At 68.9% G+C, this 13,723-nt stretch carries 15 protein-coding genes; 10 read left to right on the plus strand and 5 right to left on the minus strand.

The annotated features are described in order from the left end of the window. The first annotated feature begins 2 nt into the window (after positions 1-2). On the plus strand, positions 3-971 hold the full coding sequence (locus ACYR7D_RS13520) for a LysR family transcriptional regulator (protein ID WP_459549858.1): 969 nt from the start codon (positions 3-5) through the stop codon (positions 969-971). On the opposite strand, the gene ACYR7D_RS13525 is transcribed toward ACYR7D_RS13520, so the two are convergent. Then, positions 876-1,232 (minus strand): DoxX family protein, encoded by a 357-nt coding sequence (locus tag ACYR7D_RS13525; RefSeq protein ID WP_459549859.1) that lies wholly within the window; start codon positions 1,230-1,232, stop codon positions 876-878. The genes ACYR7D_RS13520 and ACYR7D_RS13525 overlap by 96 nt on opposite strands. A gap of 60 nt (positions 1,233-1,292) precedes the next feature. Between ACYR7D_RS13525 and ACYR7D_RS13530 the strand changes: the two genes are divergently transcribed. After that, positions 1,293-2,204, plus strand: coding sequence for a LysR family transcriptional regulator (locus ACYR7D_RS13530; protein WP_459549860.1), 912 nt, complete (start codon positions 1,293-1,295; stop codon positions 2,202-2,204). A gap of 133 nt (positions 2,205-2,337) precedes the next feature. Here the strand turns inward: ACYR7D_RS13530 and ACYR7D_RS13535 are convergent, their stop codons facing one another. Next, complete coding sequence (locus ACYR7D_RS13535) at positions 2,338-3,105, minus strand: IclR family transcriptional regulator (RefSeq protein WP_459549861.1); 768 nt, start codon at positions 3,103-3,105, stop codon at positions 2,338-2,340. A 106-nt stretch (positions 3,106-3,211) separates the two neighbouring features. Between ACYR7D_RS13535 and ACYR7D_RS13540 the strand changes: the two genes are divergently transcribed. Genes ACYR7D_RS13540 through dmpG form a run of 3 tightly spaced genes read left to right on the plus strand, consistent with a single transcriptional unit; the run spans position 3,212 to position 6,062 of the window. Further along, positions 3,212-4,057: a 2-keto-4-pentenoate hydratase gene (locus tag ACYR7D_RS13540; RefSeq protein ID WP_459549862.1), complete on the plus strand. Its 846-nt coding sequence runs from the start codon at positions 3,212-3,214 to the stop codon at positions 4,055-4,057. Continuing rightward, a complete protein-coding gene (locus ACYR7D_RS13545) occupies positions 4,054-5,019 on the plus strand; it encodes an acetaldehyde dehydrogenase (acetylating) (RefSeq protein ID WP_459549863.1) in 966 nt (321 codons plus the stop codon). Before ACYR7D_RS13540 ends, ACYR7D_RS13545 begins: the two co-directional genes overlap by 4 nt. After that, positions 5,016-6,062 carry a 4-hydroxy-2-oxovalerate aldolase gene (gene dmpG / locus ACYR7D_RS13550; RefSeq protein WP_459549864.1) on the plus strand — a complete coding sequence of 349 codons (1,047 nt, stop codon included), beginning with the start codon at positions 5,016-5,018 and terminating at the stop codon, positions 6,060-6,062. The genes ACYR7D_RS13545 and dmpG overlap by 4 nt, the downstream gene beginning before the upstream one ends. A gap of 12 nt (positions 6,063-6,074) precedes the next feature. Here the strand turns inward: dmpG and ACYR7D_RS13555 are convergent, their stop codons facing one another. The 3 genes from ACYR7D_RS13555 to ACYR7D_RS13565 all read right to left on the minus strand — a co-directional run bounded on the left by ACYR7D_RS13555 (position 6,075) and on the right by ACYR7D_RS13565 (position 8,488). Beyond that, complete coding sequence (locus ACYR7D_RS13555; protein ID WP_459550147.1) at positions 6,075-7,229, minus strand: RNA polymerase sigma factor; 1,155 nt, start codon at positions 7,227-7,229, stop codon at positions 6,075-6,077. 5 nt (positions 7,230-7,234) lie between these two features. Beyond that, complete coding sequence (locus ACYR7D_RS13560; RefSeq protein WP_459549865.1) at positions 7,235-7,642, minus strand: YciI family protein; 408 nt, start codon at positions 7,640-7,642, stop codon at positions 7,235-7,237. Between the two features lie 195 nt (positions 7,643-7,837). Further along, positions 7,838-8,488: a TetR/AcrR family transcriptional regulator gene (locus tag ACYR7D_RS13565; protein WP_459549866.1), complete on the minus strand. Its 651-nt coding sequence runs from the start codon at positions 8,486-8,488 to the stop codon at positions 7,838-7,840. Between the two features lie 115 nt (positions 8,489-8,603). Here ACYR7D_RS13565 and ACYR7D_RS13570 point away from each other — a divergent pair, with 115 nt between their 5' ends. Genes ACYR7D_RS13570 through ACYR7D_RS13590 form a run of 5 tightly spaced genes read left to right on the plus strand, consistent with a single transcriptional unit; the run spans position 8,604 to position 13,720 of the window. Then, a complete protein-coding gene (locus ACYR7D_RS13570) occupies positions 8,604-9,407 on the plus strand; it encodes an enoyl-CoA hydratase-related protein (protein WP_459549867.1) in 804 nt (267 codons plus the stop codon). Between the two features lies 1 nt (position 9,408). Beyond that, complete coding sequence (locus ACYR7D_RS13575) at positions 9,409-10,554, plus strand: acyl-CoA dehydrogenase family protein (protein ID WP_459549868.1); 1,146 nt, start codon at positions 9,409-9,411, stop codon at positions 10,552-10,554. Positions 10,555-10,579: 25 nt separating this feature from the next. Continuing rightward, a complete protein-coding gene (locus ACYR7D_RS13580) occupies positions 10,580-11,326 on the plus strand; it encodes an SDR family NAD(P)-dependent oxidoreductase (RefSeq protein ID WP_459549869.1) in 747 nt (248 codons plus the stop codon). Positions 11,327-11,339: 13 nt separating this feature from the next. Further along, positions 11,340-12,953, plus strand: a complete 1,614-nt coding sequence (locus ACYR7D_RS13585) for an AMP-binding protein (protein ID WP_459549870.1) — start codon at positions 11,340-11,342, stop codon at positions 12,951-12,953. After that, a complete protein-coding gene (locus ACYR7D_RS13590; RefSeq protein ID WP_459549871.1) occupies positions 12,950-13,720 on the plus strand; it encodes an enoyl-CoA hydratase/isomerase family protein in 771 nt (256 codons plus the stop codon). Before ACYR7D_RS13585 ends, ACYR7D_RS13590 begins: the two co-directional genes overlap by 4 nt. Positions 13,721-13,723: the final 3 nt, after the last annotated feature.

Genomic DNA, 13,723 nt, shown 5'->3' on the forward strand with positions numbered 1-13,723 from the left:
GCGTGGACCATCTCGAGACCCGCGAGCTCCGCTACTTCGTCGCCGTAGCCGAGGAATTGCACTTCGGACGCGCCGCCGAGCGGCTCGGGATCGCCCAGCCACCGCTCTCGCGCGCCATCGGCCGGTTGGAACGCCGGCTCGGTGTCCGGCTCTTCGACCGGAACCGTCGCGGTGTGGCACTCACCGAAGCCGGCCGAGTACTGCTGCGCGAGGGCGGAACCGCTCTCGACGCGGTCGCGGCCGCCGCCCGCCGGACCCGGCGTGCCGGTGATCCGAAGCGACCGCTGGTGCTGGTGACCAAGGCCGGAGCATCGCACGAACTCCTGCGGCGGCTCCTCGACGCCCACGTGAGCGAACCCGGGACGGCGCCGATCGAAATCCTGCTGTGCGAGGTCGGCGAGCAGGCGGGCCTGCTCCGCGACGGGCACGCCGATGTGGCGCTCATGCATCGCCCGTACGACGACCTGGCGGGGTTCGACACCGAAGACCTCTACGTGGAAGGTCAGGTCGCGATCCTTCCCGCGGCGCATCCCCTGGCCGCACGCGAGCAGCTCACGATGGCGGAGGTCGCAGACGTCCCGGACCTGCCGCTCGCTCGCTGGCCCCGGCTCGACGGGTCCTATCCGGAAGGGCCCGGCCCGGAGGTGCGTACCCAGTCGAAACTCGCTCAGCTCGTGGCCCTCGGCAGAACACTGCTCGTCATCCCGGCCTCCAGCCGCGCCTGGCAATGGCCCGAACACGTCGCCGTACCCGTTGCCGACGCACCGGAAGTCACCACGGTGCTCGCCTGGCCGCCGAACAGCCGCTCCCGGGCGGTCGCCGCCCTGGTCCGATCGGCAGTTGCGCTCCGCGATACCGCGGCCCGCCGGCCGGGCTCACCACCACTGATCCGCGGCCAGGGCGGCCGACGCGACGGCAAGGGCGAAGTAGGTGCCGGGGAAAACGATGTTGTAGTAGACGCGGGCGCGTAGATGCGCGATGAGCGCACCCGCGAAGAACAGGACCAGGCCCACCGCGGCGGTGAAGCCGACGAGGCGCATGCCGAGCAGTCCGGCCAGCAATCCCAGTGCCCCGGCCAGTTTGGCCGTGGCCAGCCACGGCACCCAACTCCGCGGTACCCCGACCTCGGCGGAATTGGCGAGGACGAATTCCGCCCGGCCGAAGTCCGCGATGGCGATTCCGGTATTGGCCACGAGGGTGGCGAGGGTGACGACGAGATAAGCGGTCTGCATACGACCACCCTTCACCGGCCCCGGAAAACCCGCCAATACCTGCGTCCATAACCTGAGGGAATGGATATCGACACCCGGCTGCTGCGCTATTTCGCCGCGGTTGCGGCCGAGGGTAACCTGACCCGGGCCGCCGTCCGGCTCTATGTCTCCCAGCCGGCGCTGACCAAACAGATCAGGCGGTTGGAGAATCTGCTGGAGGTCCGGCTGTTCGACCGATCGCGGACCGGTATGGCGCTCACCGCGGCGGGGACGGCACTGGCCGCGCGGGTGCCGGCGTTGCTGGCCGACTGGGATCACGCGGTGGCGGAAACGCGGCGGGCGGCCCGGGTGCTGCGGGTGGGATTCCTGGCCAGCGCCGCCAACGAGGCCACCCCCCGGATCATCGCCGAGTTCTCCCGCCGCCGGCCCGGCTGGCGGGTGGATATGCGCCAGGCCGCCTGGAGCGACCCGAGCTGCGGTCTGGCCGCGGGCGAGGTCGATATCGCCATTGTGCGCCTGCCGTTTCCCGGGCAGGACGCCGTGCGGGTGCGCGAGCTGTTCAGCGAGCCGCGCCGGGTCGCGCTGCCCACATCGCATCCGCTGGCGGAGCGGGCGTCGATCGCCTTCGCGGAATTACTGGACGAGCCCTTTGTCGCCGCGTCGGGGAAGACCGGGGCGTGGCGGGACTACTGGCTGGCGGTCGGCGAACGCGGGGGCCGGACACCGCGTATCGGCGCGGTCACCGATCAGCCCGACGAATGGCTGAATGCGATCGTCAACGGTTACGGGATCGCGCTCGCGCCCGAGTCGAGCGCCCGGTTCTACGCGCGACCCGGTATCACCTATCGCCCGGTGACCGGTATCGGGCCGAGTACGGTCGGCGTCGCTTGGGTGCCTGCCGCCGATACCGATCCGGTGGTGGGGGAATTCGCCCGGTGCTGTCTGGAGTTCGGCGGGGTGCGCGAACCGGCGCCCCCGGGCGCGCGGGAATAGCCGCCGAGTGTGCGGCGAACACGAGAGGTGCGTGCGAGCATGTGGTGGTCCGGCCCCTGGTTCGGCATACGACCGGCGACTACCGATCTGCGCGCCGGGTGAGCGGTTGTCACGCGGATCGGTTCCCGTGCCGTCAGATGGGTGTCTGTGCGCGCCGCGCCAGGATGGAGGCGACTCCGGCGGCCGCGGCCTGTACCGAGGCGGCGTGGGCTTCCGGGCGGAAACGGGTCACCGGGCCGGTGACCGAGATCGCGGCCAGCGGTTCGTCACCGGAGCTGAGGATGGGTGCGCCCACGCAGGCGATACCGATCGTCGACTCCTCGTGCTCGTAGGTCACCCCGAGTTCCACGGCCTGTTTCAGTTGGGCCCGTAGCAGTCCCGGGGCGACCACGGTGCGGGGCGTGCGCCGGACGAGGGGGCCGGCGAGGATCCGGTCGATCGTGGCGGGGCCGGAGTGCGCGAGCAGAGCCTTGCCGATCGCCGTGCAGTACAGCGGCATCCGGCCACCGATCCGGGAGGGGGCACGGGCCTGGCGGTGGCCGCCGATCTTGCTGATGTAGACCACTTCGTCTCCGTCGCGCACTCCGAGGTGCACGGTTTCGCGGGTGCGGGTGAACAGGTCCTGCAGGAAGGGGACCGCCACCTCGAGCAGCGTTCGCTCGGTGGCCGCCCGCATCCCCAGCTCGAACAATCCACGCCCCAGCCGGTAGCCCTCGGGCGAAGAGCTGAGCAGCCGCGCCGCCGTCAGATCGCGGGCCATCCGGTGCACGGTCGCCTTCGGCAGGCCGGTCCGCCGGGTCAGTTCGGAGAGGCCGACGGCCTGATCCTCCACGCCGAAGGCTTCGAGGACGAGCAGCGCCCGGCCCAGGACAGAGCGCTGGTCGAGCTGTCGTTCCGGCATATCGGCCTTCTTCTCGGGTGGTCCATTCAGTGGACCACTTTACTGGGCAGTCCCTCACGGCCGGTGTGAACTGGACCCACCACATACGAGGAGAACGGAGGTAGTGGTGGCCACCACTGTCGACAGCACCGGTAACAGCGCGGCCGGTGTCGACGAGTCCATCGTCGAGCGTGCCGCGCAACGCCTGACCACGGCCGCCGCCACGGGCCGCACCTGCGCCCCGCTGCGCGAATGGATCGCCCCCGACGATGTCGCCACCGCCTACCGGATCCAGGAGCGGTTCAATGCCGCGCGGGTCGGCCCGGGTATCACGGTGGTCGGTCGCAAGATCGGCGCCACCTCGGCGGCCGTCCAGCAGCAGCTCGGCGTGGACCAGCCCGATTTCGGTGTCCTGTTCTCCGATATGGGCTACGCCGACGGAGACGTGATCCCGATCGACCGGCTGCTGCAGCCGCGGGCCGAGGCCGAGATCGCGTTCGTCCTGGGCGAGGACCTCGCCGAGGGACCGCTCGATATCGCCCAGTGCCGCGCGGCCGTGGCCGAGGCGATGGCCGCGCTGGAGATCGTGGACAGCCGGATCACCGACTGGAACATCTCTTTCGCCGATACCGTCGCCGACAATGCCTCCAGCGGGCTCTACGTGCTCGGTACCGAACGCCGCGGTCTCGACGATTTCGAACCGGTCGAGGTCACCATGAGTATGCGTATCGACGGGGAAGAGGTATCGACCGGTAACGGCGCCGCCTGCCTCGGTGACCCGCTCAACGCCCTGTCCTGGCTGGCCCGGCAGGCCCGCACCTTCGGCGAGCCGTTACGGGCCGGGCAGGTGATCCTTTCCGGTGCGCTCGGTCCCATGCGGCCGCTGCACCCCGGCGCCACCGTCACCGCCGCCATCTCCGGCCTCGGGACGGTCACGGCTTCGTTCACCACCGCTTCGGAGGTATCCCAGTGAGTGACAACACCCAACGCACCAAGGTCGCGATCATCGGATCGGGCAATATCGGCACCGATCTGATGATCAAGGTCATGCGCCATTCCCGGTTCCTGGAGATGGGCGCCATGGTCGGTATCGACCCGGAGTCCGACGGCCTGGCCCGCGCCGCGCGCCTGAAGGTGCCCACCACCCACGAAGGGGTGGAGGGCCTGATCGCGCTGCCGAACTTCGACGAGATCGAGATCGTCTTCGACGCGACCTCGGCGAAGGCGCACCAGCGCAATCACGAGCGGCTGGCGCCGCTGGGCAAACGCCTGATCGACCTGACCCCGGCGGCGATCGGCCCGTTTGTGGTACCGCCGGTGAACCTCGAGGAACACCTCGACGCGCCGAATGTGAACATGGTGACCTGCGGTGGGCAGGCGACCATCCCGATCGTGGCCGCGGTCTCGCGGGTCGTGCCGGTGGCCTACGCCGAGATCGTGGCCTCCATCGCCTCGAAATCCGCCGGACCCGGTACCCGCGCCAATATCGACGAGTTCACCGAGACCACCGCGCACGCCATCGAAACGGTCGGTGGCGCCGAACGCGGTAAGGCGGTGATCATCCTGAATCCGGCCGAACCGCCGCTGATCATGCGCGATACGGTGTTCTGCCTGGTGAATGCCCCCGACGAGGATTCCCACGCCCAGATCAAGGCCTCGGTGGTGAAAATGGTCGACGATGTGGCGGCCTATGTCCCCGGCTACCGGCTCAAGCAGGAAGTGCAGATCGACCCGGTTCCCCGGGACCAGCCCGTCCACACCTTGCTCGCCAAGGACAACGAAGCGTTCCCGACCCACCGGGTGTCGGTGTTCCTCGAGGTCGAGGGCGCCGCGCACTACCTGCCCGCCTACGCCGGCAATCTCGACATCATGACCTCGGCCGGACTGCAGGTCGCCGAGCGGATCGCGCAGAACAGCAAGGAGAACGCACGATGAACTCGTCCGACGCCGTGCCGTCCGTTTTCGTCCAGGATGTGACCCTGCGCGACGGTATGCACGCCATCCGGCACCGGATCACCCCGGAGAACGTGGGGAAGATCGTCGCCGCACTCGACGCCGCCGGTGTCGACGCCATCGAGGTCGCCCACGGTGACGGGCTCGCCGGTGGCTCGGTCAACTACGGGCCCGGTTCGCACAGCGACTGGACCTGGCTCGAGGCCGCCGCCGCGAACCTGAAGAACGCACGGCTGACCAGCCTGCTGCTGCCCGGAGTCGGTACCGCCGAGGATCTGCGGCGGGCCTGGGGTCTGGGGGTGCGTTCGGTGCGGGTCGCCACCCATTGCACCGAGGCCGATGTCGCCGCCCAGCACATCGCGACCGCGCGTGAGATCGGGATGGATGTCTCGGGGTTCCTGATGATGAGCCATATGGCCGAACCCGCCGAACTCGCCGCCCAGGCCAAGCTCATGGAAAGCTACGGCGCGCACTGTGTCTACGTCACCGATTCGGGCGGCCGTCTCACCATGAACGGTGTGCGCGACCGGATCCTGGCCTACCGCGATGTGCTCGATCCGCGAACCGAGCTCGGTATCCACGCGCACGAGAACCTGTCGCTGTCGGTGGCGAATTCGGTGGTGGCCGTGGAGAACGGGGTCACCCGGGTCGATGCCTCCCTCGCCGGTCACGGCGCGGGCGCGGGCAATACGCCGATCGAGGCCTTCGTGGCCGTCGCCGACGTCCTCGGCTGGAAACACGGTTGCGATGTGTTCGCTCTCCAGGACGCGGCCGACGATCTGGTCCGGCCGTTGCAGGACCGGCCGGTGCGGGTGGACCGCGAAACTCTCACGCTCGGTTATGCCGGGGTGTACTCGAGCTTCCTGCGGCATGCCGAGGCGGCCGGCGAGCGCTACGGGATCGATGTCCGCACCCTGCTCATGGAAGCCGGCCGGCGGCGGCTGGTGGGCGGCCAGGAGGACATGATCGTGGATATCGCGCTCACCATGGTCGCCGAACGGGAGGCCGCGCAGCAGGCCGGGTGATCCCGGGCCGCCTCACCCGGTGTTCCGGCGGAGTTCCGCGTTGAGCCGGGCGGCCTGCCGGGTGAGGTGGTCGCGTTCGGGGAGGGTGGTCGCCGCCCGGGCGGCTTCGGCATAGAGCCGGGCCGCGGTCACCGGGTCGCCGTCGCGTTCGTGGAGGTAGGCCGCGGCGGCGGTGTAGCGGGGCAGGGTGGGGTCGAGTTCCGCCAGGGCGGCGAGGCCTGCCCGCGGTTCGTCGGCCTCGCCGACCGCGACGGCGCGGTTGAGCCGGGCGATGGGATTGCCGGTGAGGCGGAGCAATTCGTCGTACCACTCGACGATCTGCACCCAATCGGTCTCCTCGGTGGTGCGGGCGTCGGCGTGCAGCGCGGCGACAGCGGCCTGGGCCTGGTATTCGCCCAGCCGGTCCCGGGCCAGAGCTGCCCGGAGGATAGCGATCCCCTCGGCGATCAGGCCCGTATCCCAGCGGCTGCGGTCCTGTTCGGCCAGTGGTACGAGGCTGCCGTCGGGGCGGGTCCGGGCCGGGCGTCGTGCGTGGTGCAGCAGCATGAGTGCGAGCAGGCCCCACACCTCCTCGTGCTCGACCGCGGCCGCCAGCCGGCGGGTGAGCCGGATCGCCTCGGCGGCGAGGTCCACGTCGCCGGAGTAGCCCTCGTTGAACACCAGGTAGAGGACGCGCAGCACGGTGGCCATCTCACCGGCCCGGTCGAACCGGACGGTGGCGACGGTCCTTTTGGCCCGGCTTATCCGCTGGGCCATGGTGGCCTCCGGTACGAGGTAGGCCTGCGCGATCTGTTTCGTGGTGAGGCCGCCGACCGCGCGCAGTGTCAGCGCGACCGCCGAGGCCGGTGTCAGGGAAGGGTGGGCGCACAGGAAGTACAGCGCGAGGGTGTCGTCGGCCGATTCGCTCGGGCCGGGCGCGGGTTCGGCGTCGACGAGCACCTCGCGCCGGCGCCGGGAGGTCTCGGCGCGGGCGGCGTCGAGGAACTTACGCCAGGCGACGGCGACCAGCCAGCCCTTCGGGTCCCGCGGTGGCTCGTCCGGCCAGGTGCGCAGCGCCTCGATCAGGGCGTCCTGGACGGCATCCTCGGCCGCCGCGAAGTCGGCTCCGCGACGGCCGAGGATGCCGATCACCGTGGGGGTGAGGGTCCGCAGGAGGGCCTCGTCCACGGAGGTCACTCCGTGATGGTCGGGGGTGCGGTCAGGAACGGGCGCAGCTCGAGCCATTCGTGGATCGGCTTCCCGCCCGCGCCCGGTGCCGCGGACAGTTCACCGGCCAGTTCGAGCGCTCGCTCGTAGGTCTCGACGTCGATCACCATCCAGCCGGCGATCAGATCCTTGGTCTCGGGGAACGGGCCGTCGGTGACCGGCGGCCGTCCCTCGCCGTCGTAGCGGACGAAGGTGCCCTCCGGGGCGAGGGCCTGACCGTCGACGAACTCGCCGGTGCGCTGGAGCCGGTCCGCGAAATCCTGCATGTACTGCATATGGGCCGAGATCTCCGCCGGCGTCCACTGGTCCATCGGTACGTCGTTGACAGCGGCCGGCGCACCTCGGTAGTGCTTGAGCAGCAGATACTTGGCCATGGTGGTCTCCTCGGTCGGTACGGCCCGTTGTGGCCGTTACACCCCTGGGACGGAGCCGTGCCCGGCTTCTCGACATACCTCCGGAAATTTTTTTCCAGCGGATCGCGGATCGCCGGGTGGTGCGGTTTCGTCGCGTGAGTGACCCGCAGGCTCGGCGGTGCGTTCCGCGGATCGCTCATCGCGGTGGCGGCCGGATCAGACCGCCGGGGTGGTGGCCGGGCAGCGGACCATCATCATCAATGTATCGGTGATCTCGTCCACCGCGGCCCGTTGTTCGGATTCGGGGAGATCGGCGCACCACAGCGGGGCCTGGCTCATGGCGGCGTGCATGCACTGGAGAGTGGTTTTCACGCTGATCACCCGCAGCTCACCGGAGTCGATGCCCTCTTCGATGAGGGTCCGGAAGAGGGTGTCGTGGCGCTGCCGCAGTTCCTTGATCCGTTCCCGCTGGGTATCCGGCCATTCGCGGGGGATGAGGAAGAGCCGCAGCGCGGCGGGATAGTCGTGGACGGCGATGGTCAGGTGTTCGTGGACCAGCGCGCGGAGCCGGGTTCCGGGGTCGCCGCCGGTGCGGTCGAGGAGATCCTCGAGGCGGGTGGTCCACTCCGCGCCGAGTGTTTCGATCGCCGCGGTGCCCAGCTCCTCTTTGCTCGAAAAGTAGTAGTAGAGCGAGCCTTTTGTCAGATCGAGCCGGTCGGCTACATCGTCGAGGCTCACCGCGTCGTAGCCGCGTTCGCCGAAGAGTTCGGCGGCGGCGGTGAGGATTTCCTGCCGGCGTTGTCCGCGTTTGCGTTGTACGCGGGCCGACGCGGGCCGTGGTTCGCCGGCCGTTCGCTGGGCGCTCATACCTTCCTTCCGATCGTCGACCCAACGATACATCTTTGACTTACGGATTGATTATTGACTCATGGGTCAAAATTCGTCACTATGGTCGGCGAATCGTTCGACGAAGGAGGCGACAGTGGGCGCGCACACCTACGAAGACATCCGCTACGAGGTCGACGGGCCGGCCGCGATCATCACCATCGACCGGCCGCACCGCTACAACGCCTTCCGCGGCAAAACCGTGGAAGAACTGATCAAGGCGTTCCGGGCGGCCTGGGCGGACCGGCAGGTGCAGGCGGTGATCCTCACCGGGGCCGGCGACAAGGCGTTCTGCACCGGCGGCGATGTGAAACAGCGCGCCGAGACCGGCGACTACGGTCCGACCGAGAGCGGGATGTTCGAAATCGGCTACCTGCACAAACTCATCCGCGATATCCCCAAACCGGTGATCGCGGCCGTGAACGGGCTCGCGGTCGGCGGCGGGCATGTGCTGCACGTGCTCTGCGATGTCTCCATCGCCAGCGCCACCGCGCGGTTCGGGCAGGCCGGCCCCAAGGTCGGCTCGTTCGACGCCGGATTCGGCACCGCCTACCTGGCTCGTGTGGTCGGGGAGAAGAAGGCCCGGGAGATCTGGTTCTGGTGCCGCCAGTACGACGCCACCGAGGCCGAGCGGATGGGTCTGGTGAATCTCGTGGTGCCGCCGGAGGAACTGATGCCCACCGCCAAGGCGTGGGCCGCGGAGGTGGCCGAGAAGAGCCCCACCGCCATCCGGTTCTGCAAACAGTCGTTCAACGCCGACACCGACCATCAGGCCGGTCTGTCCAACCTGGCGATGTCGGCGCTGGATCTGTTCACCGCCTCCCCGGAAGGGCTGGAGGGTGCCGCGGCCTTCGCCGAGAAGCGGCTCCCCGATTTCAACTCACACGTGAACTGGCACTGATATGGACTTCCTGTTCTCCGAAGACGAAGAGGCCTACCGCCAGGAATTGCGGCGGTTCGCCACCAAGGTGCTGGCGCCGCACTACCAGTCCGACGACAAGGCCGCGCGGCTGCGGCCGCAACTCGTTGCCGATATGGCCGGAATGGGGCTCACCGGATTGCGCGTGCCCGAGCGGCACGGTGGTCAGGAGGCCAGCGCCGTGGTGGCCGGAATGGCGGCCGAGGAGGTGGGGCGCGGTGATTTCAACGCCGGCTACCTCATCATCGTGAGTGCCCTGATCAGCGATATCCTGGCCCGCCACGCCGACGAGAGCCAGCAGGCCCGCTGGCTGCCCGCCATCGCCTCGGGCGCGGCCGTACCGGCGCTGTGCGTCACCGAACCCGGGCACGGTACCGATGCGGCGGGGCTGGAGATGAAAGCCGAACCCGACGGTGACGGCTGGCGGCTCACCGGTGAGAAAACCTCCATCACCCTGGGCATGTCCGCCCATACCGGACTCGTGCTGGCCCGCACCGGCGGTCCGGGCGCGCGGGGGGTGAGCGCGTTCTACGTCGACCTGGACGACCGCTATGTCTCGCGATCGGGGTTCGACGATCTGGGTAGCCGCTCGATCGGCCGCGCATCGCTGCATTTCGACGGCCTGCCGGTAACCCGTGCCGAACTGGTCGGCAACGAAGGCGACGGATTCGTCTCCGTGATGCAGGGTTTCGACTACTCCCGGGCCATCATCGGGCTGGCCTGCCTGGGTGCCGCCCAGCAATCCCTCGACGAGGCCCTGCAGTGGGCGCGGGAACGCGAAGCCTTCGGCAGCCCCATCGGCACGTTCCAGGGGGTGGCCTTCCCGCTGGCCGAATGCGCGACCGAACTGCGCGGCACGCGGCATATCTGCTACGAGGCGCTGTGGCGTAAGGACCACGGTCTCGAACACAGCACCGAGGCGGCCATGGCCAAGTACCGGGCGCCGAAACTGGCCGCCGAGGTGATCCACCAGTGCCTGCTGACCTTCGGTCATCTCGCCTACTCCAGTGAGAGCCCGATCGGGCAGCGCCTACGCGATGTGATCGGCCTGGAAATCGGCGACGGCACCGCACAGGTGTCCAAACTCGTCATCTCCCGCAACCTGCTCGGCCGGGCCTACGCCCCCTGACCCGCGCCGCCGGAAAGGACTCACCATGGGAAAACTGAACGACAAGATCGCTTTCGTCACCGGAGCCGGGCAGGGGATCGGCCGGGGGATCGCGGAGAAACTCGCCGCCGAGGGCGCCACCGTGGCGGTCACCGATATCAACGAGCAGACCGCCACCGAGACCGCGGCGGCGCTGGGTAACGGCGCGATCGGCCTGCGCACCGATGTCACCGATCCGGATTCGGTGCGGGAGACGGTCGACCATATCCTCGAGCGGTTCGGCCGTATCGACATCCTGGTCAACAACGCGGGCTGGGACAAGGCCGGGCCGTTCGTGGATTCCGACCGCGCCGACTGGGACCGGGTCATCCAGATCAACCTCTACGGCGTACTCAACACCACCAAGGTCGTACTGCCGATCATGGCCGGGCAGGGGTTCGGTTCGGTGGTCAATATCGCCTCCGATGCCGGCCGGGTCGGGTCTTCCGGGGAGGCCGTGTACTCGGCGGCGAAGGGCGGGGTCATCGCCTTCACCAAGGCGATCGCCCGGGAAATGGCGCGCCACCAGGTGAACGCCAACGTCGTCAGCCCCGGTCCGGCCGATACCGCGCTGTTCGCCTCGATCGGCGGTGACGATCCCAAACTGCGCGAAGGATTGAAGCGGGCCATCCCGTTCCGCCGCCTCGCCCAGCCCAGCGATCTCGCCAACGCGGTCGCGTTCCTGGCCTCCCCGGAAGCCGACTACATCACCGGACAGACCGTCAGCGTCAGCGGCGGCCTCACCATGAGCTGATCCGGAGCCGGATATGTCTTTCACAGCGATCCTCGACGACGAGCAGATCGACAACTACACGCGCGCGGGATACTGGGTGAATCGGGTGATCACCGACTATCTCGACGATGCCGCCGCGGCCACCCCGGAGAAGACGGCGTTCGTCGACTCCCGGCGGCAGATCACCTACGCGGAGCTGAAGCACGAGGTCGACCGGTGCGCGCTCGGCCTGCTCGAGCTCGGTGTCCGGCCGGGGGACGTGGTGTCGTTCCAGTTACCCAACTGGATCGAATGGGTGGTGGTGCATTTCGCGGCCAGCCGGATCGGCGCGATCAGCAACCCACTGATCCCCATCTACCGGGAACGGGAGATCGGGTTCATGGTCGGACTGGCCCGGTCGAAGGTGCTGGTGATCCCGGAGACGTTCCGCGGGTTCGACTATCCGGCGATGGTAGCCACACTCCGGCCGCAATGGCCCGATCTGGAGCATGTGCTGGTGGTCGGTGGCTCCTGGGACGAGTTCGCGGCCACCCCGTGGGAGCAGCGCCGCGATCCGGCCGAACTGGCCGCGCTGCGGCCCGACCCCAACGCGGTGACCCTGCTGATCTTCACCTCGGGCACCACCGGTGAGCCGAAGGGGGTCATGCACACCCACAACACGGCGATCGCGGCCAACAATCCGCTGCCCGAGCGGCTGGGAATCGACGCCGGCACCGTTTTCCACATGGCCTCGACGCTGGCGCACCTGACCGGTTTCCTCTACGGCGCCCGGCTACCGGTGCAGAACGGGGCGAGCTGTGTCCTGCAGGACGTCTGGGATGCGCGCCGATTCGTGGAACTGGTGGCGCGGCACGGTATCAACTACACCTCCGCCGCCACACCGTTCCTGCACGATCTGCTCTCGGCGCCGAATCTGACCGAATACGATCTGTCGTCCCTGACCCGGTTCTGCTGTATGGGCGCGCCGATACCGCGGGCCATCGTCCGTGAGGCACGCCGCGCACTGCCCGGCCTGGTCGTGCTCGGTGGGTGGGGGCAGAGCGAGAACGCGCTGGTCACCCTGGGAATTCCCGGCGACTCGGACGACCGGATCATCGATACCGACGGCTATCCGTGGCCGGGTATGCAGATCCGGGTCGTCGACGACGGCGGGGCGCAGCTGCCGCCCGGAGCCGAGGGCCGGCTGCAGGTGCGGGGGCCGTTCCTGTTCGTCGGCTACGCCGACCGGCCGGAGCTGACCCGCGACTCCTTCGACGGCGACTGGTTCGATACCGGCGATCTCGCGGTCGTGGACGCGGCGGGCTATCTGCGTATCGCCGGGCGCACCAAGGATGTGATCATCCGCGGTGGGGAGAACATTCCGGTCGCCTATATCGAGAACGTGCTCTACGAGCACCCGGATATCGAGGCTGTCGCGGTGGTCGCGGTGCCCGACCCCCGGCTGCAGGAACGTGCCTGTGCCTGTGTCGTCTTGGCCCCTGAAGCCGCGCCACTGGACCTGGCGGCCATGCGTTCGTTCCTCGCGGAGAAGGGTGTGGCCAAACAGTACTGGCCCGAACAGCTCGAAATCCTCGACGAACTGCCGCGCACACCGAGCGGGAAGATCCAGAAGTTCCAGTTGCGGGAGCAGATCGGAGGTGTCGCATGACCTACGAGACTCTGCTGGTGGACATCCGGGACGGTGTCGCCACGGTGACGCTGAACCGGCCCGAGGTCCGCAATGCCATCGACGAGCGGGTGCAGCGCGATCTGCGTTCGGCGCTGGAGCGGTTGTCCGACGACGACGCGGTGGGCGCGGTGGTGTTCACCGGGGCCGGTGATCGCGCCTTCGCGGCGGGCGCCGATATCGGACAGTTGCGGGATTACACCTTGCACACGGGTCTGGCGGCACGGATGCAGCGGCTCTACGACGATATCGAGGCGTTCGACAAACCGACGCTGGCCGCGGTGAACGGCTACGCCCTGGGCGGTGGCTGCGAACTGGCGATGTCGTGCGATATCCGGATCGCCGCCGAGAAGGCGGTATTCGGGTTGCCGGAAACACAACTGGCGGTGCTACCGGGCGCCGGTGGTACCCAACGGCTGGCGCGGCTGGTGGGCGCCGGTCGCGCGATCGAGCTGATACTCACCGGCCGGACCGTCGCGGCCACAGAAGCCGCAGAGATCGGCCTGGTGACCGCGGTGGTGCCCGATCCGGTGGCCCACGCGCGTGAGACGGCCCAGCGGGTACTGGCCCGGGGCCCGCTCGCGGTGCGGCTGGCGAAGCTGGTGATCCGCACCGGGATGGACGCCGGTCAGCGCACCGGCCTCGTCGTGGAGCGGCTGGCCCAAGCGCTGCTCTACACCAGCGATGACAAAACCGAAGGCGCGGCCGCGTTCCTGGAGAAACGCCCGCCGCGGTTCACCGGGCACTGAGGA

It is taken from the genome of Nocardia sp. X0981 (assembly GCF_977089955.1).

Excerpts from the sequence above, each read along its gene's own strand:
- ACYR7D_RS13575 (WP_459549868.1), top strand. The coding sequence starts at position 9,409 with ATGGACTTCCTGTTCTCCGAAGACGAAGAGGCCTACCGCCAGGAATTG.
- ACYR7D_RS13535 (WP_459549861.1), bottom strand. The coding sequence starts at position 3,105 with ATGCCGGAACGACAGCTCGACCAGCGCTCTGTCCTGGGCCGGGCGCTG.
- ACYR7D_RS13565 (WP_459549866.1), bottom strand. The coding sequence starts at position 8,488 with ATGAGCGCCCAGCGAACGGCCGGCGAACCACGGCCCGCGTCGGCCCGC.
- ACYR7D_RS13585 (WP_459549870.1), top strand. The coding sequence starts at position 11,340 with ATGTCTTTCACAGCGATCCTCGACGACGAGCAGATCGACAACTACACG.
- ACYR7D_RS13590 (WP_459549871.1), top strand. The coding sequence starts at position 12,950 with ATGACCTACGAGACTCTGCTGGTGGACATCCGGGACGGTGTCGCCACG.
- ACYR7D_RS13525 (WP_459549859.1), bottom strand. The coding sequence starts at position 1,232 with ATGCAGACCGCTTATCTCGTCGTCACCCTCGCCACCCTCGTGGCCAAT.
- dmpG (WP_459549864.1), top strand. The coding sequence starts at position 5,016 with ATGAACTCGTCCGACGCCGTGCCGTCCGTTTTCGTCCAGGATGTGACC.
- ACYR7D_RS13560 (WP_459549865.1), bottom strand. The coding sequence starts at position 7,642 with ATGGCCAAGTATCTGCTGCTCAAGCACTACCGAGGTGCGCCGGCCGCT.
- ACYR7D_RS13580 (WP_459549869.1), top strand. The coding sequence starts at position 10,580 with ATGGGAAAACTGAACGACAAGATCGCTTTCGTCACCGGAGCCGGGCAG.
- ACYR7D_RS13530 (WP_459549860.1), top strand. The coding sequence starts at position 1,293 with ATGGATATCGACACCCGGCTGCTGCGCTATTTCGCCGCGGTTGCGGCC.